Raw genomic sequence first — 26,400 nt, forward strand, 5'->3', positions numbered from 1 at the left:
GTGCTGCAGCCATCATGTATTGTTTAATATAACTGAAGGCATTATAATGAAATAATGTATAATTATATAGATAAGTGTTTTTATATATGAAAGGAGTTCCAATTATGAACGAGCAGCAGCGAAAACAGCAGGCGCAAATCAAGCCAGCTGAAAATCCGGCGGACAAAAAATCCGATGCGGATAACATTGAACGGCTTAAAAATACAACCAGTGACGATATGATTGCCAAATATTTTGAAACGACATATGAGCCGCCGAACTTGAATAAAGCAAGGAAACGCGGCCGCGATGATGTGGAGGTCCACTACGATTTCGGGATCCCGGAAGATATGGAAAATATCGGGAAAGGCCGAAAATTTATGATCCGTACATACGGTTGTCAAATGAATGAACATGATACAGAGGTCATGGCCGGCATTTTGAATGAAATGGGTTATGAATCAACCAATGATACCAAAGACGCGGATATTATTTTGCTGAATACCTGTGCAATCAGGGAAAACGCGGAAAATAAAGTGTTCGGTGAAATCGGTCACTTAAAAGCGCTGAAACGTGAGAAGCCTGATCTGATTCTTGGTGTTTGCGGTTGTATGTCTCAGGAAGAGAAAGTCGTTAACCGGATTATGAAAAAGCATCCGCAAGTTGATTTGATCTTTGGCACCCATAACATCCACCGTCTTCCGCACCTTGTGAAAGAAGCAATGTTCGGCAAGGAAAAAGTGGTGGAAGTTTGGTCCAAGGAAGGCGACATCATTGAAAATCTCCCGAAAGCACGAAAAGGTAAAGTCAAAGCATGGGTTAACATCATGTATGGCTGTGACAAGTTCTGCACGTACTGCATTGTGCCGATGACCCGAGGGAAGGAACGGAGCCGTCTTCCAGAAGATATCATTCAGGAAGTACGCCATTTAACTGCGCAAGGTTATAAGGAAATTACACTGCTTGGCCAGAATGTCAATGCTTACGGCAAGGATTTCGAGGATTCTGATTATGGTCTTGGCGACTTAATGGATGATCTTCATAAAATTGACATCCCAAGAATCCGGTTTACAACATCACACCCAAGAGATTTTGATGACCGTCTGATAGAGGTACTTGCAAAAGGCGGAAACCTGCTTGACCATATCCATCTTCCTGTCCAGTCCGGAAGCAGTGAAGTTCTTAAGAAAATGAATCGCAGGTATACACGCGAAGAATATCTGGAACTGGTTAGAAAAATTCGTGAAGCGATGCCAAATGCGACACTGACAACAGATATTATCGTCGGGTTTCCGAATGAAACGGAAGAACAGTTTGAAGAAACGATGTCACTCGTTGAAGAGGTTGGTTTTGAATCTGCCTTCACATTTATTTATTCACCCCGGGAAGGTACACCGGCAGCCCGGAAACAGGATGATGTGCCTGAAGAAGTGAAAAAACAGCGCCTTTACCGTTTGAATGAGCTGGTGAATAAACAATCCGCCGAATCGATGCAACACTATAAGGATAAAGTTGTAAAAGTTCTTGTCGAGGGTGAGAGCAAAAAGGATCCCGATGTGCTGGCCGGTTATACGGAACGAAACAAATTGGTTAATTTTAGGGCCCCTAAATCATTAATCGGGAAAATTGTTGATGTGAAAATTACAGAAGCCAGAACATGGTCATTAAACGGTGTCATGGCAGAAACAACAGCAGAGGTGAAATAAGATGGCAGAATATACACGTAAAGAAATACTGGATGAAGCCAAAAAATTGGCAAACATGCTTGCCAACACTGAGGAAATTGACCGCTTCAAACAGGTCGAAGCGAAAATTAATGATAATAAGAAAGTCCAGCAGTTAATCACAAAAATTAAGACATTGCAGAAACAAGCTGTTAACTTTCAGGCATATGGAAAAACGGAAGCACTGAAAAAAGTTGAAGAAGAAATTGACCGGCTGCATGCTGAAGTGGATGAGATTCCAATTGTTCAGGAATTTAAAGATACCCAGGGCGTTGTTAATGATGTCCTTCAGCTTGTTTCAGGAACAATCTCACGAGAGGTCACCAATAATGTGATTACCTCAACCGGCGGTGATCTGCTGTCGGGCGAAACCGGTACAAAACTGGAACATAAACAAACGAACGAGCAATAAACAAAGAGGCTCGAATATAACGAAAACAACCCACTTTAAAGACGAATCATTAACTGCTTTAGCGGAGTATATTTCCGGAGCGGGTTAGATCACTGTTCATACTTTCTAGTTAGTGATTTTAATTGTATAAAACCCTTTTTCCCAGCTCCTTTTTCTGTAACTTTTCGGGAAAACTTCGATCGTCTTTTCTTCTTTGCTCATTTCGTCATGCACTTTAGGTATTTGTCTTGCATAATATGACTATGAGTAAAAGGAGGTAACGAAGATATGTCTTTTCTTGAACATGATTATAGAGAAATTATAACGAAAGCGGTTTGCGGCAAAGGAAGAAAGTTTACGCAGGCAACACACCATGTATCGCCATCACATAGACCTTCCAGTATACTCGGCTGCTGGGTGATTAACCATTTGTACCATGCCAGGAAAAAATCAGAGGATACGGTGGAAATCAGCGGAAGCTATGATATTAACATCTGGTATTCGTACAATGATAATACTAAAACAGAAGTGGTCACCGAGCGTGTGACGTATACTGACTATGTCCCACTCTCAGTTAAAGATGACAACTGCTTAAATGATGATTACGATGTTATTGCTAAAGTGGTCCAGCAGCCTAACTGCCTGGAATGTGAAATTGCCCATCATGGTAATAAAATCGTAGTAGATGTTGAGCGCGAATTTGTTGTGCAAATTATCGGCGAGACAAAAGTTGCTGTTAAGGTAGATCCAAAAGGTCACACATTTGATGACGACGATGACTGGGGCTTTGATATTACAGATGATGAACTGAGTGATGTAGAGCCGGACTTTGTAGACAGTAAGGATAAGGATTAATCAGCTTACGAGAGGTAACACTCTCGTAAGTTTTTTTACCTGCCGCATTCGTCCTGGTCCGGCAATATATGCTATAATATAACAATATATCGCAAGTTTTTGGAGGACTCATTATGGCTAAATATACACCAATGATGGAGCAATATTTGAAAATTAAAGCTGAGCACAAAGATGCTTTTTTGTTTTTCCGGCTGGGCGATTTTTATGAAATGTTTTTTGATGATGCGACGCTCGCTGCACGGGAATTGGAAATCACTCTGACCAAACGGGATGGTGGAAAAGAAGAACCGACCCCGATGTGTGGTGTGCCATACCATTCCGCGGCCAACTATATTAAAAACTTAATTGATAAAGGGTATAAAGTTGCTATTTGTGAACAGGTAGAGGATCCTAAAATAGCAAAAGGCGTCGTCAAACGGGAGGTTGTACAGCTGATCACTCCCGGGACCGTGATGGAAAGCAATATGCTCGAGGAGCACGATAATAACTATATTGCCAGTCTTTCGCATTTTGATGATGGTTCTTATGTGATCATCTATAATGATTTGTCGGTCGGCGAGAATAATATTGCGCTCATTCCTGGGGGATGGGATGCCGTCATGCATGAGCTGTATAATCAGCCAATAAAAGAGATTGTTATTGCATCAGACCTTCCTGATACACTAAAAGAAGATTTGCACAAAAAATTAAATATCACATTATCGTATCAGGATGAGACAACCTTTAATGCAGAGTACCGCAGTTTATGCGCGAATCTGAATGATGAGCGTCTTGTACAAGCATTCAGCCGGCTTCTGAATTACATAGAGGATACACAGAAACGCTCGCTTGATCATTTGCAGCCTGCTCAGGTTATCAAATTGGACAACTATTTATCACTGGATATGTACTCGAAACGAAATTTGGAATTGACGGAGACCATCATGAAAAAGGGAAAACATGGGAGTCTTTTGTGGGTGCTCGACCAGACCGTCACGGCAATGGGATCGCGCATGCTCAAAAAATGGCTTGACCGCCCGCTGTTAAATCATCAGGAAATAGAGGGGCGGTTTGATACCGTTGAAGGTTTTCTGCAAGGTTTTATGGAACGTGATACATTACGTGAGACACTTAAATCAGTATATGATCTGGAACGGCTCGCCGGAAGGGTTGCTTACGGAAATGTCAACGCTCGTGATCTTATTCAGTTGAAACAATCGCTTGAAAAAATCCCTGAACTAAAAGCGGTTTTAACACAGTTTGATAAAGAAAAAATCATGGAATTAAGCGATAAACTCTCATTTCCGGAAAAGCTCACTTCACTGCTTTCCTCAAGTCTGAAGGATGATCCGCCTGTTTCCATTACTGAAGGATCGATCATTAAGGATGGGTACCATGACAAACTTGATACGTATCGTGAGGCATCCCGAAACGGGAAGCAATGGATTGCAGAATTGGAACAGAAGGAAAAGCAGGAAACGAATATCAAATCTCTAAAAATCGGGTATAACCGTGTTTTCGGTTATTACATTGAGGTGACCAAAGCCAATTTGCACTTGCTGCCTGAAGAGAGATATGAGCGGAAGCAGACGCTTGCAAACGCCGAACGCTATATAACCCCCGAGTTAAAGGAAAAAGAACAGCTGATTTTGGAAGCAGAGGAACAAAGTGTTGATCTTGAGTATAACTTGTTTCTGGAAATCCGGGATCAGGTAAGGGAGCATATTCCGGAAATTCAGTATTTAGCGGAAGTAGTCAGCCAAATCGATGTACTCCAGGGATTTGCAACGGTCAGTGAAGCAAACCAGTATAAACGGCCTGAATTTTCCAAGAATCGATTAGCGATTAAAAATGGACGTCATCCGGTTGTTGAGCAAGTCATGAAAAATGATGCATTTGTCCCGAATGATATTTTACTAGACCAAGAGACTTCCATTCTGCTGATTACCGGCCCGAATATGTCTGGAAAAAGCACATATATGCGACAGCTTGCCTTAACAGTGATTATGGGGCAAATCGGCTGCTTTGTCCCGTGTGAAGAAGCTGAACTGCTGTTGTTCGATCAAATTTTTACGCGAATTGGAGCAGCGGATGATCTCGTATCAGGCCAAAGTACGTTCATGGTTGAGATGCTCGAAGCCAATCATGCCATCGCCAATGCCACTGAAAACAGTCTGATTCTGCTGGATGAAATCGGGCGGGGGACAAGCACATATGATGGCATGGCACTGGCGCAGGCTCTTGTGGAACATATTCATAATCAAATTCATGCCAAGACGGTATTTTCAACCCATTATCATGAACTCACAGCACTCGAGGATTCCCTCGACAGATTGAAAAATATTCACGTCCGGGCAGAAGAATATGAGGGCAATGTCGTTTTCCTTCATCAGGTGAAAGATGGCGCCGCTGATCAAAGCTATGGCATTCATGTAGCAAAGTTGGCTGAGCTTCCGTCGCCGTTGATTGAACGGGCAAACACCATTTTGCGTCAACTGGAAAGTAACAATGAGTCAAATGCGGTCGAGGCCGGACAGCTATCATTTTTTGCGGAGACAGAACAAGCGAAACCGAATAAAAATCAGGTCAGCCAATCAACAGCCAATGTGGTAAAGGATTTAAAAGATATGAATCTATTTGAAATGACGCCAATGGATGCTATGAACGCATTATACCAGCTGCAGAAACAAGCGAAAGAAGACTAGAATGAAAGGACTGTTTCCATGGGAATTTTCCAAATGCCTGATGCACTCGCCAATAAAATAGCTGCCGGGGAAGTGGTGGAACGTCCTGCTTCAGTTGTTAAAGAATTAATTGAGAACAGTATTGATGCCAATAGCTCATGGATCAAGGTTGAAGTGGAAGAAGCCGGACTCCAAAAAATAAAAGTGACTGATAATGGCAATGGCATGCCTGAAGCTGATGCCGAGAAAGCTTTTTTGCGTCATGCAACAAGCAAGATCAAAGATGAAACGGATTTATTCCGCGTGAACACACTGGGTTTTAGAGGAGAGGCGCTGGCGAGTATTGCGGCAGTCAGCAGAATGTCAGTTAAAACATCAGAAGGTGACAGTGCCGGTACACTGCTGTCGATTGAAGGTGGTGTGGTGACGGATCGGACAAAAAGTGATGCACGCCAGGGAACAGAAATTGTTGTTGAAGATTTATTTTTTAACACACCTGCCCGGTTGAAATATATGAAAACCATTCATACCGAACTGGGTCATATTACCGATTTGTTAAACCGTCTGGCATTGTCGCACCCTTCCATTCGTTTTGAGGTCGTGCATAATGGAAAGCAGCTGTTTAATACGGCAGGGACCGGTGACATGCTGCAAGTTATCAGTCAGGTATATGGCATGAGTGTTGCCAGAAAGATGCTACCGGTTAAACATGAAACACTGGATTTCTCCATTGAAGGGTATATCGCTAAACCCGAAGTCACCAGAGCTTCACGAAACTACATTTCAACAATTGTTAATGGCAGATACATCAAAAGCATGCAACTGACGCAGGCCATTATTAGAGGTTATCATACATTACTTCCGATTGGACGCTCCCCGCTTGTTGTGCTGGCAATTGAAATGGATCCGGTTTTAGTTGATGTTAATGTTCATCCGACCAAGCTGGAAGTACGTTTCAGCAAAGACAAGGCGTTATTTACAGCAATTGAAGAAACAATTCAGGCCGCTTTCAGAAATGCATCGCTTATCCCGGAGATGGAACAGAAACATCCCGAAAAATATCCAAAGAGTGTTCAGAACAGCATGCAATTTTATGAATCCGAACCTAAAACAGCCTCATGGCAAAATACGCAGCAAGTAAATGAACCCAGCCCGGTAATTGGCCAAAGTCCGAAGACTAACCAGGAAACTGAACAAATATTTGAACGTGATCCTAAAACGTCAATTGACGATACCCCGGATAACAACTCAGCCGATCCGGTCGATGCAGCTATCGTAACCGAACAAGGGGAAACCAGCACACGCCGGGAGCGGGTACCAGTCATGTATCCAATCGGCCAGCTTCATGGGACCTATATTCTGGCACAAAATGAAAACGGCTTTTATATGATAGACCAGCATGCTGCTCAGGAGCGGATCAAATTTGAACGCTTCCGAAAAAAATTGGGACAAACAGCAAATGAACTCCAGGAATTATTGATTCCATTAACATTTGATTTTTCCAAACAGGAATCAATCTTTATAGACCATCATATGAAGGAACTTGAGAAAGTCGGGCTGTTTTTTGAACCGTTCGGAAATCAGACGTATATCATCCGCTCACATCCAAATTGGTTCCCGAAAGGCTTTGAGGAAGAGGTTATCAGGGAAATGATCGAACAGATTATGCAACATGAGAAAGTCGACGTGGAAATGATCAGGGAAGACGCTGCTGCTTTAATGTCGTGCAAGCGTTCGATCAAGGCAAACCATCATTTAAACCAGGATGATATGTTCAGGCTGTTGGAAGATTTGCGAAAATCATCCGACCCGTTTACCTGTCCACATGGAAGACCCGTTATTATTCACTTTTCTTCTTATGAACTGGAAAAAATGTTTAAACGGGTCATGTAAATGTATAAATTGGACACCCCTCGTAAAAACTAATTGAGATGAATGCGAGGTGCTGTCTGTGGATAATCAAAAGCTTATCAATTTTCTAAATCAGACGTTATCCAATTACTTTGTCATGTATGTAAAACTTCATCGTTATCATTGGTTTATCCAGGGAAGACATTTCTTTCAATTACATGGTGTATTTGAAGACATGTATAACACCATGGCTGAAGACCTGGATGAAATTGCAGAAAGAGTGTTAATGATTGATGGCAAACCGCTGGCGACGATGACAAAATATATAAAAGAAACAACGCTCGCGGAAGCAACGGCTGATGATAAAGAAGATGAAATAACGGCACAATTAGTCGAGGATTACCAGCAGATAATAACAGAAATAAAAGAAGAAGGTATTCCGCTCGCTGCCGACAGAAACGATGAACCGACAGTCGATTTGCTTGTAACCCTGCAAAGTAAACTGGAGAAATACGTCTGGATGCTGCAAGCTTATCGTGCGTATGAATAAAGACAATTAGGGGAATGCTTGTGAAACAGAAAGTCATATCAATTGTTGGACCAACCGCAGTAGGAAAAACAAAGCTGAGCATTGATATTGCCGGCCGTTTCAACGGAGAGGTCATCAGCGGGGATTCCATGCAGGTCTATAAAGGCTTGGACATTGGGACTGCAAAGGTTACCGAAAAGGAGAGAGATGGAATTCCCCATTATATGATTGATATTAAAAATCCTGAAGAACCCTTTTCGGTTGCTGATTATCAGAAACTTGTCCAGCACTACATAGATGAAATAGATTCACGTGGTAAATTGCCGATTATTGCAGGTGGAAGCGGTCTGTATATCCAGGCTGCTTTATATGATTATCATTTTTCCAATCAGAGACGAAACGAAAACATAACCAGACAGCTGGAAAGCGAGCTTGCTGAACATGGATCTGCTGTCATGCACAGACGTCTGAAGGAGATAGATCCGGATCAGGCTGCAAAAACTCATCCAAACAACCACAGACGCCTCATCCGCGCGTTAGAAGTCTATGAAACAACCGGGGTCACGATGTCCGAATATCAAAAAAACCAATCAAAGAATTCACCGTATCAACCTATTTTTATAGGTTTGGAAATGGATCGTCATCTTTTGTACGAACGAATAAATGACCGTGTCGATCATATGCTGGAAGAAGGGCTTTTGGACGAGGTCAAATTGCTGTATGAACTTGGCTATGAAAATCACCAGTCGATGCGCGGTATCGGGTACAAGGAGTTTATCCCTTACTTTAAAGGTGAGCAGTCATTTGACGATACGGTGAATTTGCTGAAGCGGAATTCCAGGCGTTATGCCAAACGGCAATATACATGGTTTAAAAACAAAATGGATGTTAAATGGTATGCGGTTACACCTGAATCGCACGAGGTTATATTTAGAAATATTTTAACTGATTTAGCAGGAATGTTGTAAAATATATAGAAGTATTTAAATATAGATAGAAAAGAGGAGGAAATAGAATGGCACAGTCGGTAAACATTCAGGATCAATACTTAAATAAACTCAGAAAGGATCATGTTTCGGTTACAGTATTTCTGACTAATGGCTTTCAGCTGCGGGGGGTCGTTAAGGCATTTGATAATTTCACAGTATTGCTGGAAACAGACGGGAGACAACAGCTGATTTTCAAACATGCAATCTCCACATTTGCCCCGGTAAAAAATGTGTCATTGGAAAAGGAATAATCATAAATGTTGATAAAAACGGACGCCTTTCGGGCGTCCGTTTTTTATCCTGTTGTATGTTTGGGTGTATGGGCATTTGTCACACCTCATTCTTTCAACACGTATACTATCGTGACGAAGGAGTGATCATGTGGAAACGCAAAAGCATCGAAACAAAAACGGGCAAATTAATATTGTACTGCAGGATAAACAGCGTGATGCAACAGCTGACGAAGAAGGCAAAAAGTGCCTAACAGAGAGTAATTCCTTTTCGCATATTGATACTGAATTTTCCTCATTCATTGGTATGAAACGATTAAAGCGGACCATCAAAGAGATATATGCAACGATTGTCATCAACGAAAAGCGGAGAGAAATCGGATTGCCCGGTACAAAACAAGTGCTTCATATGTTGTTTAAAGGCAACCCCGGAACCGGCAAAACGACGGTAGCCCGGAAACTTGCCAGAATGTATTTTGAGATGGATTTGCTTTCGAAAGGACATTTCATTGAAGCGGAGCGGGCCGATCTGGTCGGCGAGTATATTGGGCAGACAGCGCAGAAAACGCGGGCAGTCATCCAGAAAGCGATGGGAGGCGTTTTGTTTATTGACGAAGCATATTCCCTTGCCCGGGGCGGTGAAAAAGACTTCGGCAAAGAAGCAATTGATACATTGGTAAAGCATATGGAAGACAATCATAATGATTTTGTCCTGATATTGGCTGGTTATCCTTACGAAATGGAGCGTTTCCTGACACTGAATCCCGGTTTGAAATCCAGATTTCCATTTATATTGGATTTTCAGGATTATGATACAAGTCAGCTTATGAAGATTGCGAAGCAAATGGTTCAAAGCAGGGAATATGAACTGACGAAAGAGGCGGAATGGAAGCTGCGGACACATTTATATAAACAAAAAAGCCAATCGCAGTACAATTTTTCAAACGCACGGTATATTCGTAATGTGGTTGAGCAATCCATTAGACTTCACGCCATGAGGCTATTAACGAGGGAAACATTTTCAGTTAACGATTTGATTTATTTAACCGCTGAGGATTTGTCTCTTGATGCCCAATGACATCGAATTGTAGTGAGAATTGTTATTTGCTATGATAAATACTGGATATACTAATTGTTAAGAATGGTTACAGGAAGAGGTTTTGACATGCTGGAAAGGATTATAGTAATAGCCGTAAAAATGCCTGGAGATAATGATATGCGTTTTGAATCATCCCTTGATGAACTTAAGTCGCTTTCCAAAACGGCAGGGGGATCAGTTGAAAAAGTAATCACCCAAAATCGGCAGCGAATTCACCCTGCCTATTATATTGGTGAAGGAAAAATGGATGAGATACGTGAAACAGCAGAGGAATATGATGCTGATATCATAATCTCAAACGATGAATTATCACCCGGCCAGCTGCGTAACCTGACGGACCACATCGGTATCCAGGTAATTGATCGAAGTCAGCTGATTTTGGATATTTTTGCTAAACGTGCCCGGACCAAAGAAGGCAAACTACAGGTCGAGCTTGCCCAGATGGAATACACGCTACCAAGGCTCCGCGGCCGAGGTGAAGAAATGTCACGCCTGGGGGCAGGCATAGGGACCCGGGGCCCTGGGGAGACAAAGCTCGAAACGGATCAGCGCCACATAAGAAGCCGTATTGACGATATTAAAAGACAGCTGAAACAGGTCGTCAGACAGCGTGAACAATACCGCAGGCGCCGAAAAACAAATGACGTTTTTCAGATTGCTATTGTTGGTTATACGAATGCTGGAAAATCGACTTTGTTTAATCAGCTGACTGACAGTGATGCGCTGGTTGAGAATCAGCTATTTGCCACACTTGATCCATTGACACGCAGAATCCAGCTGCCATCAGGTTTTCAAACGCTGGCAACAGATACAGTAGGATTTATTCAAGACCTGCCAACCTCATTAATTGCGGCTTTCAGATCAACGCTTGAAGAAGTGACCGAGGCAGATTTTATTCTGCATGTGGTTGATGCAGCAAATCCCGATCTGGAGCAGCAGCAAAACACCGTGAATAACTTACTTCACGACCTTGATGCGGATACAATCCCGAAGCTGATGGTGTATAATAAAAAAGATCTTATTGAGGATGATTTTATTCCGATGTATTATCCCAATATTTTCATCAGTGCACTCGATCCGGCAGATATCCAACGGCTTCTGAGGAAGCTGGAGGAAACGTTGAAGGATGAATGGGACTGGTATACCGTGGATATAAATCCTGACCAGGGGAAATTGCTGCACCGGTTGGAGCAGGAAACAATCGTAACAGAGCAATCTTTCCAGCAGAACGAAAATGTTTACTCTGTCAGCGGTTATATCCGCCAAAATCACCCTTTGAGAAGCTTATTAAAGGAGCATTAAGAAACTGATATGTTGACAAATTTGCTAGCCCAGGCAGAACATGACTGTAAACAGCAGCATGCAAGTATCTCCGCTGTTACCGAAACAAATCAGAAGCGAGTGCTTGATGCTTTCAAATCCAGTCGTGTCAGTGAAACGCATTTTTATTCAACGACTGGTTACGGATATGATGATTTGGGTCGGGAAGTGTTGGAAAGTGTTTATGCTGAAGTTTTTGGAGGGGAAGATGCACTCGTTAGACCGCAGATTGTTTCCGGAACCCACGCCATATCAACCGCTCTGTTCGGTCTGTTGCGTCCCGGTGATGAATTGCTTTATATTACCGGAAAACCGTACGACACGTTGGAATCAGTCATTGGTATAAGCGGCCAGCACGGCGGCTCATTATCTGATTTTAATATTACATATAACCAGGTCGATTTAATGGATGATGGCTCAGTTGATTATTCTGGAATCAGGCAAAAGCTGTCATCAAAAACGAAAGTGGTAGGCATTCAGCGTTCGAAAGGTTATGATAGCAGACCTTCTATTACAATCGGCGAAATCGACGAAATGGTCCATTTTGTAAAATCGCTAAACGAACACGTGATTATATTTGTTGATAATTGCTATGGCGAGTTTGCTGAGGAACGGGAACCTTTGCATGCAGGTGCAGATATTATCGCGGGGTCGCTCATTAAAAACCCGGGCGGTGGACTTGTCCGTGCCGGCGGGTATATCGTCGGGAACAGATCGCTTGTGGAACAGTGTGCGAACCGGTTGACTGCGCCAGGGCTTGGGAAGGAGACTGGTGCAACATTCAACACATTGCAGGAGATGTTTCAGGGCCTTTTTATGGCGCCGCATATTGTCGGTGAAGCGTTAAAAGGTGCTGTTTTGACTGCGAGGTTCTTGGACTTGGCGGGTTTTCGGACAAGCCCGGATTACGAAGCGTATCGGACAGACCTGATTCAGACGGTTACCTTTAATAATCCAGAAAATATGATTGCTTTTTGTCAAGCCATTCAGCACAATTCCCCGGTTAACGCCTTTGTTACCCCGTATCCGAGCGGAATGCCCGGTTATCAGGATAAGGTCATTATGGCGGCAGGCACATTTATACAAGGTGCGAGCCTTGAATTGACGGCTGATGGACCAATTAGGGAACCTTATACAGCGTTTGTACAGGGAGGTTTAACATACGCTCATGTAAAAATTGCGCTTGAAGCAGCGGTTAATGAATTAGTTGAGCAAGAATTAATATCCTTGTCAGCTCAGTTCTGATCGTGATATAACTTTACACAGACTTATGATATCTCTAATATAGAGGAGTAAGGTTTATCCCACATGTAACTGGCAGTAAATGTCCGATTTTGTTCAACTAACATTCAGTGGAAAGAAGCGTCTCACTGAAGCAAGTTTCACTTTATGATGGACGATTGATGTGCAGTTAAAAATGACTTAGGAGGAAATTAAATGGCATCAGGGTTAACAAGAGAGCAAATCATGAAACGGATCGATGAGGAAAATGTACGGTTTATCCGTCTTCAATTTACCGACATGCTTGGAAATATCAAAAATGTTGAGATTCCGCTCAGTCAATTGGATAAGGCATTGGACAATAAAATGATGTTCGATGGTTCATCCATCGAAGGGTTTGTCCGCATCGAGGAATCTGACATGTATCTGCAACCTGATCTGGATTCATTTGTGGTGTTTCCATGGACCTCCGAAAAAGGGAAAGTAGCCCGGTTTATCTGTGATATTTATAACCCGGATGGAACCCCTTTTGCAGGATGCCCGCGCTACAATTTAAAACGCAAGCTTCAGAAAATGGAGGAACTTGGTTTTAACGCATTTAATATAGGAACAGAACCCGAATTCTTTTTGTTTAAACTTGACGAAAAAGGTCAGCCTTCAATGGAACTGAACGACCACGGTGGTTATTTTGATCTGGCACCGACAGATTTGGGCGAAAATTGCCGGCGGGATATCGTTTTGGAACTGGAAGAAATGGGTTTTGAGATTGAAGCATCACATCATGAAGGTGCTCCAGGGCAGCACGAGATTGATTTTAAGTATTCGGATGCTGTCAAACATGCCGACGACATTCAAACGTTCAAATTGGTGGTCAGAACGATTGCTAGAAAACATAATTTGCATGCGACCTTTATGCCAAAACCGCTGTTCGGGGTCAATGGTTCCGGCATGCATGTTAATATGTCCTTATTCAGGAATGGCGAAAATGCGTTTTTTGATAAAGATGGGGAGATGCAACTAAGCGATGTTGCTTATCAGTTCACTGCCGGGGTAATTAAACACGCTACAAACTTCACAGCTGTTACGAACCCAACGGTCAATTCGTACAAACGCCTTGTTCCAGGTTATGAGGCGCCATGTTATGTGGCGTGGTCCGGTACAAACAGGAGTCCGCTTGTCCGTATTCCATACTCCCGTGGTTTAAGCACCCGCATTGAAGTGCGAAGTGTTGATCCTGCCGCCAATCCATATATGGCGATGTCAGTCTTGCTCGCCAGCGGACTGGATGGTGTTGAAAACAAATTAACACCGCCTGAATCGGTTGATCAGAACATATATGATATGGACAAAAAAGAACGTGAAGAGAATGGCGTTAAGGATTTGCCTGCAACACTAATGGATGCTTTGGAAGTAATGCAGCAAGATGAGACAATCGTTGAAGCACTTGGTGAACACCTTTATGAACACTTTGTTGAAGCAAAAACGATTGAATGGGATTTGTTCAGAACGACTGTTCATCCATGGGAGCGGGAGCAATATCTCACAACCTATTAAAATTGCAGATTTATCCTGTTAATAACAAGGCTTTGTCATCACATTTATGATGACAAAGCCTTGTTTTATTTTTGCAGCTGAAACGTTCGAATACACTGCAATTATAAAATATGGTCTATAAAAGATAAGGGTGTTATTAGTGTTCTACTCAACATTACGGTACAAACCGACTACTTTGCCTAAAATAGTCACATTCTGATAAATCAGCGGCTCCATCGTTGCATTTTCAGGCTGGAGACGAATATGATCTTTTTCTTTAAAAAATCGTTTTACGGTCGCTTCGTCTTCGTCGGTCATACCGACAACAATATCGCCGTTTTGCGCCGTGTTTTGCTGTTTAACGATGACCATATCGCCATCCAATATACCGGCTTCAATCATGCTTTCTCCCTCAATGACGAGTACAAATAGATTCTCATCAGTACCTGTAACCGAACTAGGCAAAGGAACAAATTCCTCGATATTTTCCACGGCGGTAATTGGAAGCCCAGCTGTTACCTTACCGATAACAGGGGCATATCGTGGTTCTTCCCTTGGTATATGGCTTTCCTCTGAAAGGTCCAAAACTTCAATGGCTCTTGGTTTTGTAGGATCGCGCCTGATAAAACCCTTGCTTTCCAGCCTTGCCAAATGCCCGTGTACGGTTGAGCTGGAGGCAAGCCCGACGGCCACCGCGATTTCCCGGACAGACGGTGGATAACCCTTTTCGTCAACTTGTTCTTTTATATAATCCAGAATGGCTTCCTGCCGCTTTGAAAGTTTCGTCATCAATTAAACACCTCGCGCATAATATTTATTGAGGTCAGTATAGCATGTCTATTTCAGCAAAGCAAACATTCGTTCGAAAAAACTGTTGACAAGATCATTTGTTCGTATATAATAATAGATAGATTCGAACAGAAGTTCTTGTTTTTATGAAGGAAAGGATGGTTCATATGTTTGAAAGAATTACAAAAACTGATATATTTTATTTGATAGCTTTTGCATCTGCGTTGATATTTTTATATTTTTCAATGGTGACAAGTGGATAACATATAAGTGCGTGTTCAAAAAGGAGGATAACGAAAACTTGTTACCGGACTGTTTGAACAACCTCTATAAGGGGATATTACATTGAGAGCAATTATTTATTGCCGGGTCAGTACTGATAAAAAAGTTCAGGAAACATCATTGCAAAGGCAGAAAGAAGAATTGATGAAGCTTGCCGAAGCCTATGGATTTAAAATTGCGGAATGTATTGAAGAGCAGGCAAGCGGCTATGAAATAGACCGGGAAGGCGTTTTTCAGATGCTGGACTATTTTTCTGATAAGCAGGCTGATTGTTTACTTATCCAGGATGAAACGAGGTTGGGCCGGGGCAATACCAAAATCGCCCTATATCATCAATTGCAAAAATTGGATGTGGGGATTTATACATCATTTTATGACGGTGAACTGGAGTTGTCTGAAGCGGACTCAATGGTGTTGCAGATTGTTAGTATTGTAGAAGAATATCAGCGGAAAATCCATAACGCAAAAATCAAGCGGGGAATGAAGAAAGCCGTTGAGAATGGATTTGATCCAAGCAAAAATCTGTCAAACCGCAACAAGGCTCCGGGAAAGGAACGAAAGGACTTTCCGATTGAGGAAGTTGTACGATTAAGGCAGCATGAGCTTACGTTCCAGGAAATCGCTGATACGCTGAACGGATTGGGACATTCTGTTTCAAAAGCGACTGTACATCGCAGATATCAGGAATATCTCGACACTTGAATATGAATAATTTGACGTGTAGTATTAGAAGGCAGGAACAGTCATATTGTTTCTGCCTTTATTGATTTTCAGGAGGTTCCATCTATGATTTCAAAAGAAAAACTTAATCGCATAAATCAATTGGCTAAAAAGTCAAAAGAAGAAGGGTTGACTGTCAAAGAACAGGCTGAACAAAAAGAGCTCCGCGAGGAATACCTGCAGAATGTCCGGAAATCTTTCAAAAATCAGTTTAAATCAATGACCGTAAAAGACCCTGAAGGCAGAGATGTCACGCCACAAAAAGTGCGAGATTTACAAAGCAGGGACAAAAAACATTAACTATTGTTTAGACTTGTTATGGTGATCGTTTCATTATAGAATTAAGAAGGACACGAATCAATGTTAACAAGGGAAAGGGGTATCACTTTGTCAGAAACAATCGAACAGCTATCCATTAAGACAATCAGGACCTTGGCAATTGATGCGATAGAAAACGCGAGCTCTGGTCATCCCGGTCTCCCGATGGGCGCTGCACCGATGGCGTACACATTGTGGACGGATTTTATGACCCAAAATCCGGGAAATTCTAAATGGTTTAACCGGGACCGTTTCGTTTTATCAGCGGGTCATGGATCAATGCTTTTATATGGACTCCTGCATTTATCGGGTTATGATGTAACCATAGATGATCTGAAGTCATTCCGCCAGTGGGATTCCAGAACACCGGGCCACCCTGAAGTCCACCATACTGACGGAGTTGAAGCAACGACAGGCCCGCTTGGACAAGGTATCGCCATGTCAGTCGGTATGGCAATGGCTGAAGCACATCTAGCAGCAACCTATAATAAAGACGATATATCCATTATTGACCATTACACGTATGCACTTGTGAGCGATGGTGACCTTATGGAAGGCATCTCCCATGAATCTGCATCACTTGCAGGTCATTTAAAATTGGGCAAACTGATTGCTCTGTATGATTCAAATGACATTTCACTTGATGGCGAGCTGAATCGTGCATTTTCGGATAATACGGAAGAACGCTTCAAAGCATATGGCTGGCAGGTTATACGGGTGGAAGACGGTAATGATTTGAGTGAAATCCGCAACGCCATCAAAGAAGCTAAAGCAAATACCGATCAGCCTACACTGATCGAAGTAAAAACCGTTATCGGCTACGGGGCGCCGAACAAATCAGCTTCTGCAGCTTCACATGGCGCGCCTCTGGGTGAAGATGAAGTTAAACTGACAAAAGAACACTATGGCTGGACACATAATGAATTTCACGTGCCTGATGACGTTTATGCCGATTTCAGGAAAAAAATCGCCGAAGATGGAAAAAACGCTGAGCAAGCGTGGAACGATCTGTTCGAAACTTATAAAGAAAAATATCCCGAAGCAGGCAATGAATTAGAACATGCCATAAAAGGCGAACTACCGGAAAACTGGGAGAAGAACCTTCCCGTATATGACTCGGAAGATGATCCGAAAGCAACACGTGCTTCATCCGGTGACGTTCTGAATGAAGTCTCAAAAGCAGTACCATATTTGTTTGGAGGCAGTGCTGACTTAGCAGGCTCAAATAAAACGACGATTAAAAACCGGGATGACTTTTCCCGAAATGATTATGCCGGAAAAAATATCTGGTTCGGTGTGCGAGAATTCGCGATGGCAGCTGCTGCTAATGGAATGGCTTTGCATGGCGGCATTAAGCCTTACGCCGGAACGTTCTTTGTATTCAGTGACTACTTGCGCCCTGCGCTGAGGTTGTCTGCCATCATGAATAACCCTGTGACATATGTGTTTACACATGATTCGATTGCTGTTGGCGAAGACGGACCGACACACGAACCTATTGAACAGCTGGCATCTCTTAGGGCTATGCCCGGTCTTTCACTCATCCGTCCTGCAGATGGCAATGAGGTACGTGAAGCCTGGAGGCTGGCACTGGAGTCGAACGATAAGCCTACTGCGCTTGTCCTGACAAGACAAGGCCTTCCGGTATTGGAAGGAACGAAAGAACATGCTCAAGAAGGCGTGCGTAAAGGTGCCTATGTTATCAGTGAAACAGATAAAGAAACACCTGATGCATTGTTATTGGCAACGGGTTCAGAAGTGCAGCTTGCTGTAAAAGCGAAAGAAGCCCTGCATGAAAAAGGAATCGAAGTAAACGTTGTGAGCATGCCGTCCTGGGACAGATTTAAAGAACAGGATGAGGCTTATAAGAATAAAGTGCTTCCGCCGAATGTCAAGAAAAGATTGGCTATTGAAATGGCATCACCATTTGGATGGGAGAGATATACAGGCGAGCAGGGCGATGTTCTGGCCATTGACCGGTTCGGTGCCTCCGCTAAAGGGGATAAAGTGATTGAAGAATATGGTTTTAATGTTGATAATGTCGTAAAACGTGTTCAACAATTGATAAAATAAATTTTTGTGTAAAGGTGGCTTCTCCTCTTGGGGAGCCACCTTTTTATTGGAAATGATTGATCTGATATGGAATTGGGGGAGTCGACAAAAATAGTGTCTCTTTGCTGCGCAGTGTGACAAACTTCTAAATATGAAACGGTATAATAGTATATATAAGAGAGGAGGATTTCTGTTGAATCATTACTCTATTTATTGGATTAAGGAAGAATTTGCACGGTTTTTCTATTTTCGCAGTGACATATTATGCCGATTTATTAAAAGTTATCACCATCAGCAAAACAGAGAGGATCTGGAAAAGCAGTTCCAGTATATTACGATGGACTTGCCTGAGAACTTACTTCTATCACACATATTGGAAAATCAATCATCCCATGTCATGGTTGAAAACAATGAAGGGTCTTTGGCCATTCGAGAGGGAACACGCAATATTTCTTTACATATCGAGCAAAAACGTATAAACTTTCGGGGTGACATAATTAATGATGCCGAGGATCTGCTTTTTCCCGCCTTACGGTTATACCAGCCATATTTTTTCGTGGTAGGCGAAGCAGAGAACGATTTCGGCTGGGTCTCTCCGGTTCTTCAGTTAAAGGGAAATGACAAGGCTGGACAAGTATTGTATTCTTATCTTTGATTTACTATACTGTATGAGAGACAACATGAAGGAGGAAAGCTTTAATGGACGTGATTTGGGTTGTATTAATAGCAATTTTGACCTTAATTGCGGGAGTTGCACTTGGATTTTTTATCGCCCGAAAATACATGATGAACTATTTAAAGAAAAACCCGCCAATTAATGAGCAAATGCTGCGTACGCTGATGATGCAAATGGGTCAAAAACCGTCCCAGAAGAAAATTAATCAAATGATGCGTCAGATGAATAATCAGCAACAAGGGAAATAATTGGCATTATTCATCATAGAAAACCGTTTAGGAAAATACCCCTGAATTTTGACAGATTACAGGGGTATTTTTCTGATTTGGTGCTAGATGAGGATAATATATTGTATATGGCTGCAACTGTCGGATTATTGTCAAAAACGGTTTCAGTTCCATTTGTCTTTTCTGGTAAAATATAGTTCAGGAAGTAGTGTAGGAGGATTACAATGTCTGAAGAAATAAATGTTTTTATAGCATTTGGAGCGGGCTTCCTGTCATTTATCTCTCCCTGTGTGCTGCCGCTTTACCCGGTGTTTCTTTCTTATATAACAGGGATGAGTGTTAATGAATTAACAAATGAGAATAAAATGCTGACAAAACAAAGTTTAATGCATACTGTTTTTTTCCTTGTCGGCTTTTCGCTCGTTTTTATTATGCTTGGTTTCGGATCTTCATTTGTTGCCGGATTCCTGGAGTCAAATAGGGATATTATCAGGCAAATCGGGGCCATTTTGATTGTATTTTTCGGGCTTGTGATTGTCGGTGTATTTAACTTTGAATTTCTTATGAAAGACCGAAAAATTACCTTTAAAAACCGTCCGGCAGGGTTTTTCGGATCTTTTGTTATCGGTTTGGCATTCTCACTGGGCTGGACTCCATGTATGGGGCCTATCCTTGTTATCGTTATTTCTCTGGCAGCAACCAATCCCGATCTTGGAATGGTGATGATGATCAGTTATATATTGGGCTTTTCGATTCCGTTCCTAGTATTATCCTTTTTTATCGGGAAACTGTCGTGGATCAAGCGTAACAGTTCAAAGATTGTCAAAATTGGCGGCTATATCATGATTTTTATGGGAATTGCCTTGTACTTTGATTGGATGACTGACTTAACAGCGTTTCTCGCAGGCTTATTCGGGTTTTCCGGATTTTAACGTGTTGGACAAACTGGATTTTTAACTTGGTTTGTAATAAACTGAATGGAGTGGAGATTTTTTGGACAATAGACATGAAAAGGGGCATCGGCTGATATGTATAAACCTAATGATCTCATTTTTCGGACGACAACATCTTTAATTGCGTTTATTCTGCTGGGCTTCTCGATTTATTTGTTACTTGCCGGTCATAATTCGCCAGGCGGAGGGTTCGTTGGTGGTTTAATGACATCCTCTGCTATCGTTTTGATGTATATGGCATATGGTGCTGGCGTACTTGAAAAAATTTTGCCGATTAACTATCGTATGCTGATTCCTATCGGGTTGATTCTTGCTGTAGGAACCGGGGTAGGTTCTTTCTTATTCGGACAGCCGTTTTTGTCACATACATATGATTATTTCCATTTCCCGATTTTTGGTGAACTTGAACTGGCTACTGCTATGTTATTTGATTTTGGTGTTTACTTTACCGTTCTCGGTGTCACTGTCACCATCATTTTAACCATTGCAGAGGATCAATAATAGTCAATCCGGTTATGGGAATGATTTTTTTACCGATTAATTAGGCATGGGGAAGAGTGATTGCTAATGTTTTGGCTGACAGCGAGTACCATAATTGCGGCTATTATGGCTATTACTATGATATTTATTCGCTTAAAGGCATCCAGGAAACCGGCATCCGTCAAAAAAATAATTTTGCCCCCATTATTTATGAGTACAGGCGCACTTATGTTTTTATTTCCAGTTTTTCGGGTGAATGTGCTCCAGGTTTTCGAGGCGATTTTTGTCGGTATCATTTTCTCCTTTTTTTTAATTAAAACGTCCAATTTTGAAATAAAAGGCAGATATATATATTTAATTCCGTCAAAATCATTTGTTTTTATTTTGTTCGGTTTATTATTGTTCAGGATAATCATTAAACTAGCGATCGGATCAACGATTTCGTTTGGGGAAACAAGCGGCATGTTTTTCCTTCTTGCGTTTGGTATGATCATCTCCTGGCGTCTGGCAATGCTTTTCAAGTTTAAACGGCTGGAAAAAGAACTTAAATAACAGATAAATTAAAAAAGGCAGCTGACCCTTACAATTGGGTCAGCTGCCCTTTTTAATAATGTATCCGGCTGTTCTTTCATCGGATTCAAAACTGTTCCTTATCCTTTTTGATAACGTGATTTCCAATTTTTAGCATAGCCGCTTCGGGACAGTTCAAATAAGTGTTTATAAGGTGCTACATCAATATCCTTCTCTTTTAATTTTTTCTTTAAGAATTTATGATCCCGTTTTGGTGTTGCTAAGATATATCCTTCGATCAGGACCTCCCGGGTTATCATGTCACATTTCTTCGTTAAAGCAACTTCACCGATTCTACCGACTATCTTGTGCCTCGCTACATCTCTGAATAATTCGGGGACGGGTGCAACCAATTCTTCCAGCAATTGTTTTTCATTTTTGTGCCACATATGTCTCGTTTGATCGACATAATACGTTTCCCACTCCATGTTTGAATGACCGTCTTCTTTCGGCAATTGTTTCAGGAATTTACGGAACATAAAAAATCCGCCGATCCCCATGAGACTTAACATCAAAAAACCCCATAAAACGATTAACATATCGTCAATTATTGACATATTACCACCTGTTTTGTTCTTAATAGTAAAGATCTTAGTAATTTTTTCCTTTAATTTTTCATTTCAATAGGCTATTATAGTATCATATGACGCCTTATATTTGTAATCATGATTTGTTGGTGAATTTTTTACAGTACCCATAAATTGTATTATAATCTAACACAATTACCATCTTTACAAGTTACCATATTACAAATATAGTAGCATATTTTCGTTTAATTTGTCATATGAATTACTGATTGAAGAATATATGACTTAAGGAGGGAAGAGGATGAACAGTAACTATGGCAAAAAATCCACAGAGATCAATAAGAATGAACAACTATCCACAACCCCCCTCAACCTCAAGAATTTTATAATATGGCTTCGCTACCCTCCTCAATCCTTAAATGGATAGACCAGAATATGAGCGGATTCGTTACTTTATGGGATAAAAACGGCAGAATTATTTATATATCGAAAGCTGTCGAACAGTTACTGGGCTATAAGGTTTCAGAGCTTCTCGGCGCCAAGTGGCATGAATTGATCCCTTCAAGTGACGCTTCCTATATAAAGGGTCACTTTGATACGACTGAAAATGTCAAACAGGTTTTTAATATTAACGTACCAAATATATACAGCAAAAATATATGGACGGAAAATCTGGTGACAACAATTCAGGATGAACATGGCAATCATTATTATATTTCCTGCACCAAAGATATCACAGACAAAAAGGAAGCTGAAGAAATGATGATCCGATCCGAAAAAATGTCAGTTGCAGGACAGCTGGCGGCGGGAATTGCGCATGAAATCCGTAACCCGCTGACGTCCTTGAAGGGTTTTCTGCAGCTGCTGCAAGCCGGTGTCAAGAGGGAAGATGCGTATCATCATATTATGGTTGATGAGATTGAGAAGATGGAGAACATCACCTCGGAGCTGTTGTTCATTTCAAAGCCGATGACCAATCATAAAGAAATGGAAAATTTACTCGAAATGGTTGAAGATGTCGTCACTCTTTTAGAACCACAGGCAAGATTAAAAAACATTGAAATTCAAATGAAAGAAATATCAAGCCAAAATGTTAAGTGTGACCGTTCTCAAATTAAACAAGTCTTTATTAACATATTGAAAAATGCGATTGAGGCAATGGACGACCCCGGCTGCATTAAGATCAGTAGCTATCCGCATAAAAAGGGAGTTTTGACTGACATTATTGACGAAGGTCCGGGTATACCTGAGGAAATCATACATAAGTTGGGTGAGCCGTTTTTTACTACAAAACAAAATGGAACCGGTCTTGGACTGATGATTACAAGACAAATTCTTGAGCGTCACGGGGGGGAACTTGAAATCCTGCAAAATGAGGAAATCGGAAGTACGTTCAGAGTTATCTTACCAGTTTCATAATATAAATATTCGTACGTTTGCAGTCATAAAAGTATAAGTTTTGCTTATCACTTTTAATAACTTATTAATATATATCAACTGTGATGAAACGATTGTTTTATAGAACCATTTCATATAATATATATTCGTAGATGTTTTTGGCAGATAACAAATGATAAATGGGCTTATCTGCATATGTCAAGCTCAGGCTTTGGACATAAGTATGCATATGCCGGGTATTGCAAGCGGCATTTTGGTTTGCCGTTTAACAGAAAGATCAGAGAGGAGTACTGTTTTTATGGGAATTGAAACAAAAAGGCAATTTGATCTGAATGGCAGGACATACAACTTTTACCAATTACAAGCACTTGAAGATGCCAATTTGGGAAAAATATCCCGTCTGCCTTTTTCAATCCGAGTTCTTCTTGAATCGCTCGTTCGTCAACAAGACGGGCACGTGATCAAAGATGAACATATTAAAGGGTTGGCTAAATGGGGGACAAATGAAGGAAAAGGGGTGGATGTCCCTTTTAAACCCTCCCGTGTTATCTTGCAGGATTTCACCGGTGTGCCGGCTGTTGTTGATCTGGCTTCGTTAAGAAAGGCAATGGTTGACATGGGAGGCGAACCGGATAAGATTAATCCGGAAGTACCCGTAGACCTGGTTATTGACCACTCGGTACAAGTAGATCAGTATGGTACACCTAATGCATTGAAAGCAAACATGGAACTTGAATTTGAACGTAATATGGAACGTTATGAATTTTTGCACTGGGCACAAAAAGCATTTGAAAACTATCGTGCTGTGCCCCCTGCAACAGGTATCGTCCATCAGGTAAACCTGGAGTATATCGCAAATGTTGTTCATGGTCTTGAAAATGAAGACGGCACATATGATGCATTTCCGGATACGCTGTTCGGAACTGACTCACATACAACAATGATCAACGGTCTGGGTGTCCTTGGCTGGGGTGTCGGCGGAATCGAAGCAGAAGCAGGTATGCTTGGCCAGCCATCATATTTCCCTTCACCGGAAGTCATTGGTGTTAAATTTACCGGCAGCTTCCCGCAAGGAACGACAGCAACTGACCTGGCATTAAAAGTGACCCAGGTTCTCCGTGAGAAAAATGTTGTCGGAAAGTTTGTCGAGTATTTTGGACCAGGGTTAAAAGATATGCCGCTTGCTGACCGTGCAACTATTTCCAATATGGCACCTGAATATGGCGCAACATGCGGCTTCTTCCCTGTTGATGATGAGGCTTTAAGCTATCTTCACTTAACCGGCCGCAGTGAAGAGCAAATTGAACTGGTCGAAAAATATTGTAAAGAAAACAATCTCTGGTATTCAGCTGATCAGGAAGATCCTGAGTATACCGAAGTTGTTGAAATCAACTTATCAGAGCTTGAACCAAATCTATCCGGACCAAAACGTCCGCAAGATTTGATCGCGCTGTCTGATATGAAGAAAGAATTCAATAAAGCTATTACAGCACCATCCGGAAATCAGGGCTTTGGCATGGATAAATCAGAGTTTGACAAAGTGGCAACAGTGCAGCATCCGAATGATGAAACGTCGGTTATGAAGACAGGTGCGCTTGCCATTGCTGCGATTACATCCTGTACCAACACATCCAATCCATATGTCATGCTGGGGGCTGGACTGCTTGCTAAAAAAGCGGTTGAAAAAGGCATGAAAGTTCCTGAATATGTTAAAACATCACTGGCTCCAGGATCTAAAGTTGTTACACGTTATCTTGATGATTCAGGATTGCAGGAATATCTGAATCAGCTTGGCTTTAACCTTGTCGGCTATGGTTGTACGACATGTATCGGAAACTCCGGACCGCTTCGCCCGGAAATTGAAAAAGCAATTGAAGAAAGTGATTTAACGGTTTCGTCTGTATTATCAGGTAACCGTAACTTTGAAGGGCGTATTCATCCGTTAGTCAAAGCTAATTATCTGGCATCACCGCCATTGGTTGTTGCCTATGCACTAGCAGGAACGGTTGATATTGACTTGACACAGGATCAGCTTGGTACTGACGCAGACGGCGAGCCTATCTATTTACAGGATATCTGGCCATCGATGGAAGACATTAAAGATGCTGTTCAGTCTGTCGTTAAGCCGGAGATTTTTCGTAAAGAATATGAGCGCGTATTTGATTCCAACGAAAAATGGAACGAGATTCAAACAACTGATGAACCATTATTCAAATGGGACAGTGAATCAACATACATTCAAAATCCGCCATTTTTCGAGGGACTTTCAAAACAAGCAGGTTCCGTGAAGCCGTTAAATAATCTCCGTATGATTGGTAAATTCGGCGACTCGGTAACAACCGACCACATTTCACCGGCAGGGGCAATCGCAAAAGATATGCCAGCAGGACAGTATCTTCAGGAGAAAGGTGTATCACCAAGAAACTTTAACTCATACGGATCCCGCCGCGGTAACCATGAAGTTATGATGCGCGGTACGTTTGCCAATATCCGTATCCGCAATCTCCTGGCTCAGGGTAAAGAAGGCGGCTATACCACATACTGGCCGACTGGCGAAGTTATGCCATTTTATGATGCTGCCATGAAATATCAGGAGAATGGCATCGGATTGGTCGTTGTCGGCGGTAAAGATTACGGAATGGGCTCTTCCCGTGACTGGGCTGCCAAAGGTACGAATCTGTTGGGTATCAAGACAGTTATTGCCGAAAGCTTTGAACGCATTCACCGTTCGAACTTGGTCATGATGGGTGTTTTGCCATTACAGTTCGAAAAAGGTGACAGTGCTGATAAGCTTGGACTGACTGGCAAGGAAACATTCAACGTGGAAATTGACGAGAATGTAAAACCGCATGACCGTGTTAAAGTCACAGCTGTTGATGAGGATGGCAAGTCAACCGAATTTAATGTCATCGCCCGATTTGATAGCGATGTTGAAGTTGACTACTATCGTCACGGCGGCATCCTTCAAATGGTGCTTCGAAATAAACTGAATACCACAAGCAGCGTTACGCAATAGGTTATGTA

Annotated in this window: 24 protein-coding genes; 22 read left to right on the plus strand and 2 right to left on the minus strand. The window is 41.8% G+C overall.

Annotated features, from left to right (window positions below):
• The first annotated feature begins 104 nt into the window (after positions 1-104).
• The 12 genes from miaB (at position 105) to glnA (ending at position 14,405) form a co-directional block, all read left to right on the plus strand.
• The gene (gene miaB, locus ON01_RS08990; protein ID WP_010530700.1) at positions 105-1,685 is read left to right on the plus strand and encodes a tRNA (N6-isopentenyl adenosine(37)-C2)-methylthiotransferase MiaB; all 1,581 of its coding nucleotides are present in this window, start codon (positions 105-107) and stop codon (positions 1,683-1,685) included.
• Position 1,686: 1 nt separating this feature from the next.
• Entirely contained in the window at positions 1,687-2,115 is a 429-nt protein-coding gene (locus tag ON01_RS08995) for a YlbF/YmcA family competence regulator (protein ID WP_010530701.1), read from the plus strand.
• 267 nt (positions 2,116-2,382) lie between these two features.
• Entirely contained in the window at positions 2,383-2,949 is a 567-nt protein-coding gene (locus ON01_RS09000; RefSeq protein ID WP_010530702.1) for an outer spore coat protein CotE, read from the plus strand.
• A gap of 113 nt (positions 2,950-3,062) precedes the next feature.
• Positions 3,063-5,633, plus strand: coding sequence for a DNA mismatch repair protein MutS (mutS, locus tag ON01_RS09005; RefSeq protein WP_010530703.1), 2,571 nt, complete (start codon positions 3,063-3,065; stop codon positions 5,631-5,633).
• Between the two features lie 18 nt (positions 5,634-5,651).
• A complete protein-coding gene (gene mutL, locus ON01_RS09010) occupies positions 5,652-7,505 on the plus strand; it encodes a DNA mismatch repair endonuclease MutL (RefSeq protein WP_010530704.1) in 1,854 nt (617 codons plus the stop codon).
• A gap of 58 nt (positions 7,506-7,563) precedes the next feature.
• On the plus strand, positions 7,564-8,013 hold the full coding sequence (locus tag ON01_RS09015) for a Dps family protein (protein WP_010530705.1): 450 nt from the start codon (positions 7,564-7,566) through the stop codon (positions 8,011-8,013).
• A 20-nt stretch (positions 8,014-8,033) separates the two neighbouring features.
• The gene (gene miaA, locus ON01_RS09020) at positions 8,034-8,960 is read left to right on the plus strand and encodes a tRNA (adenosine(37)-N6)-dimethylallyltransferase MiaA (RefSeq protein ID WP_010530706.1); all 927 of its coding nucleotides are present in this window, start codon (positions 8,034-8,036) and stop codon (positions 8,958-8,960) included.
• Between the two features lie 47 nt (positions 8,961-9,007).
• Positions 9,008-9,232, plus strand: a complete 225-nt coding sequence (gene hfq, locus ON01_RS09025) for an RNA chaperone Hfq (RefSeq protein ID WP_010530707.1) — start codon at positions 9,008-9,010, stop codon at positions 9,230-9,232.
• A gap of 130 nt (positions 9,233-9,362) precedes the next feature.
• Complete coding sequence (spoVK, locus tag ON01_RS09030; protein ID WP_010530708.1) at positions 9,363-10,289, plus strand: stage V sporulation protein K; 927 nt, start codon at positions 9,363-9,365, stop codon at positions 10,287-10,289.
• Positions 10,290-10,376: 87 nt separating this feature from the next.
• Positions 10,377-11,612, plus strand: a complete 1,236-nt coding sequence (gene hflX, locus ON01_RS09035) for a GTPase HflX (protein ID WP_010530709.1) — start codon at positions 10,377-10,379, stop codon at positions 11,610-11,612.
• Positions 11,613-11,621: 9 nt separating this feature from the next.
• Positions 11,622-12,875 carry a methionine gamma-lyase family protein gene (locus ON01_RS09040; protein WP_010530710.1) on the plus strand — a complete coding sequence of 418 codons (1,254 nt, stop codon included), beginning with the start codon at positions 11,622-11,624 and terminating at the stop codon, positions 12,873-12,875.
• A gap of 192 nt (positions 12,876-13,067) precedes the next feature.
• Entirely contained in the window at positions 13,068-14,405 is a 1,338-nt protein-coding gene (gene glnA / locus ON01_RS09045) for a type I glutamate--ammonia ligase (RefSeq protein ID WP_010530711.1), read from the plus strand.
• Positions 14,406-14,549: 144 nt separating this feature from the next.
• Here glnA and lexA read toward each other — a convergent pair whose 3' ends face one another.
• Positions 14,550-15,173, minus strand: a complete 624-nt coding sequence (lexA, locus tag ON01_RS09050) for a transcriptional repressor LexA (RefSeq protein ID WP_010530712.1) — start codon at positions 15,171-15,173, stop codon at positions 14,550-14,552.
• A gap of 345 nt (positions 15,174-15,518) precedes the next feature.
• On the opposite strand from lexA, the gene ON01_RS09055 reads away from it, so the two are divergent.
• The 8 genes from ON01_RS09055 to ON01_RS09090 all read left to right on the plus strand — a co-directional run bounded on the left by ON01_RS09055 (position 15,519) and on the right by ON01_RS09090 (position 21,433).
• The gene (locus ON01_RS09055; RefSeq protein WP_010530713.1) at positions 15,519-16,157 is read left to right on the plus strand and encodes a YneB family resolvase-like protein; all 639 of its coding nucleotides are present in this window, start codon (positions 15,519-15,521) and stop codon (positions 16,155-16,157) included.
• A gap of 84 nt (positions 16,158-16,241) precedes the next feature.
• Entirely contained in the window at positions 16,242-16,475 is a 234-nt protein-coding gene (locus tag ON01_RS09060; RefSeq protein ID WP_010530714.1) for a DUF896 domain-containing protein, read from the plus strand.
• A gap of 87 nt (positions 16,476-16,562) precedes the next feature.
• Positions 16,563-18,566, plus strand: coding sequence for a transketolase (gene tkt / locus ON01_RS09065; protein WP_010530715.1), 2,004 nt, complete (start codon positions 16,563-16,565; stop codon positions 18,564-18,566).
• Positions 18,567-18,738: 172 nt separating this feature from the next.
• Positions 18,739-19,200 carry a sporulation inhibitor of replication protein SirA gene (sirA, locus tag ON01_RS09070; protein WP_010530716.1) on the plus strand — a complete coding sequence of 154 codons (462 nt, stop codon included), beginning with the start codon at positions 18,739-18,741 and terminating at the stop codon, positions 19,198-19,200.
• 44 nt (positions 19,201-19,244) lie between these two features.
• Entirely contained in the window at positions 19,245-19,469 is a 225-nt protein-coding gene (locus ON01_RS09075; RefSeq protein WP_010530717.1) for a YneF family protein, read from the plus strand.
• Between the two features lie 203 nt (positions 19,470-19,672).
• On the plus strand, positions 19,673-20,380 hold the full coding sequence (locus ON01_RS09080) for a cytochrome c biogenesis CcdA family protein (RefSeq protein WP_010530718.1): 708 nt from the start codon (positions 19,673-19,675) through the stop codon (positions 20,378-20,380).
• Between the two features lie 96 nt (positions 20,381-20,476).
• Positions 20,477-20,902 carry a Na(+)/H(+) antiporter subunit B gene (locus ON01_RS09085; RefSeq protein ID WP_010530719.1) on the plus strand — a complete coding sequence of 142 codons (426 nt, stop codon included), beginning with the start codon at positions 20,477-20,479 and terminating at the stop codon, positions 20,900-20,902.
• 66 nt (positions 20,903-20,968) lie between these two features.
• Positions 20,969-21,433, plus strand: a complete 465-nt coding sequence (locus ON01_RS09090) for a CcdC family protein (RefSeq protein ID WP_010530720.1) — start codon at positions 20,969-20,971, stop codon at positions 21,431-21,433.
• Between the two features lie 98 nt (positions 21,434-21,531).
• Here the strand turns inward: ON01_RS09090 and ON01_RS09095 are convergent, their stop codons facing one another.
• A complete protein-coding gene (locus tag ON01_RS09095) occupies positions 21,532-22,008 on the minus strand; it encodes a DUF2621 family protein (protein WP_010530721.1) in 477 nt (158 codons plus the stop codon).
• A gap of 405 nt (positions 22,009-22,413) precedes the next feature.
• Here ON01_RS09095 and ON01_RS09100 point away from each other — a divergent pair, with 405 nt between their 5' ends.
• Together ON01_RS09100 and acnA are read left to right on the plus strand one after the other, a co-directional pair.
• Positions 22,414-23,397 carry an ATP-binding protein gene (locus ON01_RS09100; protein WP_010530722.1) on the plus strand — a complete coding sequence of 328 codons (984 nt, stop codon included), beginning with the start codon at positions 22,414-22,416 and terminating at the stop codon, positions 23,395-23,397.
• A 277-nt stretch (positions 23,398-23,674) separates the two neighbouring features.
• Positions 23,675-26,392: an aconitate hydratase AcnA gene (acnA, locus tag ON01_RS09105; RefSeq protein WP_010530723.1), complete on the plus strand. Its 2,718-nt coding sequence runs from the start codon at positions 23,675-23,677 to the stop codon at positions 26,390-26,392.
• Positions 26,393-26,400: the final 8 nt, after the last annotated feature.

Origin of the sequence: Lentibacillus jeotgali, assembly GCF_000224785.1 — a bacterium.
In the GTDB taxonomy this organism is placed as follows: Bacteria; Bacillota; Bacilli; order Bacillales; family Amphibacillaceae; genus Lentibacillus; species Lentibacillus jeotgali.

Bases quoted from the DNA above. Each gene is read 5' to 3' on its own strand.
- miaB (WP_010530700.1), top strand. From the start codon at position 105: ATGAACGAGCAGCAGCGAAAACAGCAGGCGCAAATCAAGCCAGCTGAA.
- ON01_RS08995 (WP_010530701.1), top strand. From the start codon at position 1,687: ATGGCAGAATATACACGTAAAGAAATACTGGATGAAGCCAAAAAATTG.
- ON01_RS09000 (WP_010530702.1), top strand. From the start codon at position 2,383: ATGTCTTTTCTTGAACATGATTATAGAGAAATTATAACGAAAGCGGTT.
- mutS (WP_010530703.1), top strand. From the start codon at position 3,063: ATGGCTAAATATACACCAATGATGGAGCAATATTTGAAAATTAAAGCT.
- mutL (WP_010530704.1), top strand. From the start codon at position 5,652: ATGGGAATTTTCCAAATGCCTGATGCACTCGCCAATAAAATAGCTGCC.
- hfq (WP_010530707.1), top strand. From the start codon at position 9,008: ATGGCACAGTCGGTAAACATTCAGGATCAATACTTAAATAAACTCAGA.
- hflX (WP_010530709.1), top strand. From the start codon at position 10,377: ATGCTGGAAAGGATTATAGTAATAGCCGTAAAAATGCCTGGAGATAAT.
- ON01_RS09040 (WP_010530710.1), top strand. From the start codon at position 11,622: ATGTTGACAAATTTGCTAGCCCAGGCAGAACATGACTGTAAACAGCAG.
- glnA (WP_010530711.1), top strand. From the start codon at position 13,068: ATGGCATCAGGGTTAACAAGAGAGCAAATCATGAAACGGATCGATGAG.
- lexA (WP_010530712.1), bottom strand. From the start codon at position 15,173: ATGACGAAACTTTCAAAGCGGCAGGAAGCCATTCTGGATTATATAAAA.
- ON01_RS09060 (WP_010530714.1), top strand. From the start codon at position 16,242: ATGATTTCAAAAGAAAAACTTAATCGCATAAATCAATTGGCTAAAAAG.
- ON01_RS09075 (WP_010530717.1), top strand. From the start codon at position 19,245: ATGGACGTGATTTGGGTTGTATTAATAGCAATTTTGACCTTAATTGCG.
- ON01_RS09080 (WP_010530718.1), top strand. From the start codon at position 19,673: ATGTCTGAAGAAATAAATGTTTTTATAGCATTTGGAGCGGGCTTCCTG.
- ON01_RS09085 (WP_010530719.1), top strand. From the start codon at position 20,477: ATGTATAAACCTAATGATCTCATTTTTCGGACGACAACATCTTTAATT.
- ON01_RS09090 (WP_010530720.1), top strand. From the start codon at position 20,969: ATGTTTTGGCTGACAGCGAGTACCATAATTGCGGCTATTATGGCTATT.
- ON01_RS09095 (WP_010530721.1), bottom strand. From the start codon at position 22,008: ATGTCAATAATTGACGATATGTTAATCGTTTTATGGGGTTTTTTGATG.
- ON01_RS09100 (WP_010530722.1), top strand. From the start codon at position 22,414: ATGAGCGGATTCGTTACTTTATGGGATAAAAACGGCAGAATTATTTAT.
- acnA (WP_010530723.1), top strand. From the start codon at position 23,675: ATGGGAATTGAAACAAAAAGGCAATTTGATCTGAATGGCAGGACATAC.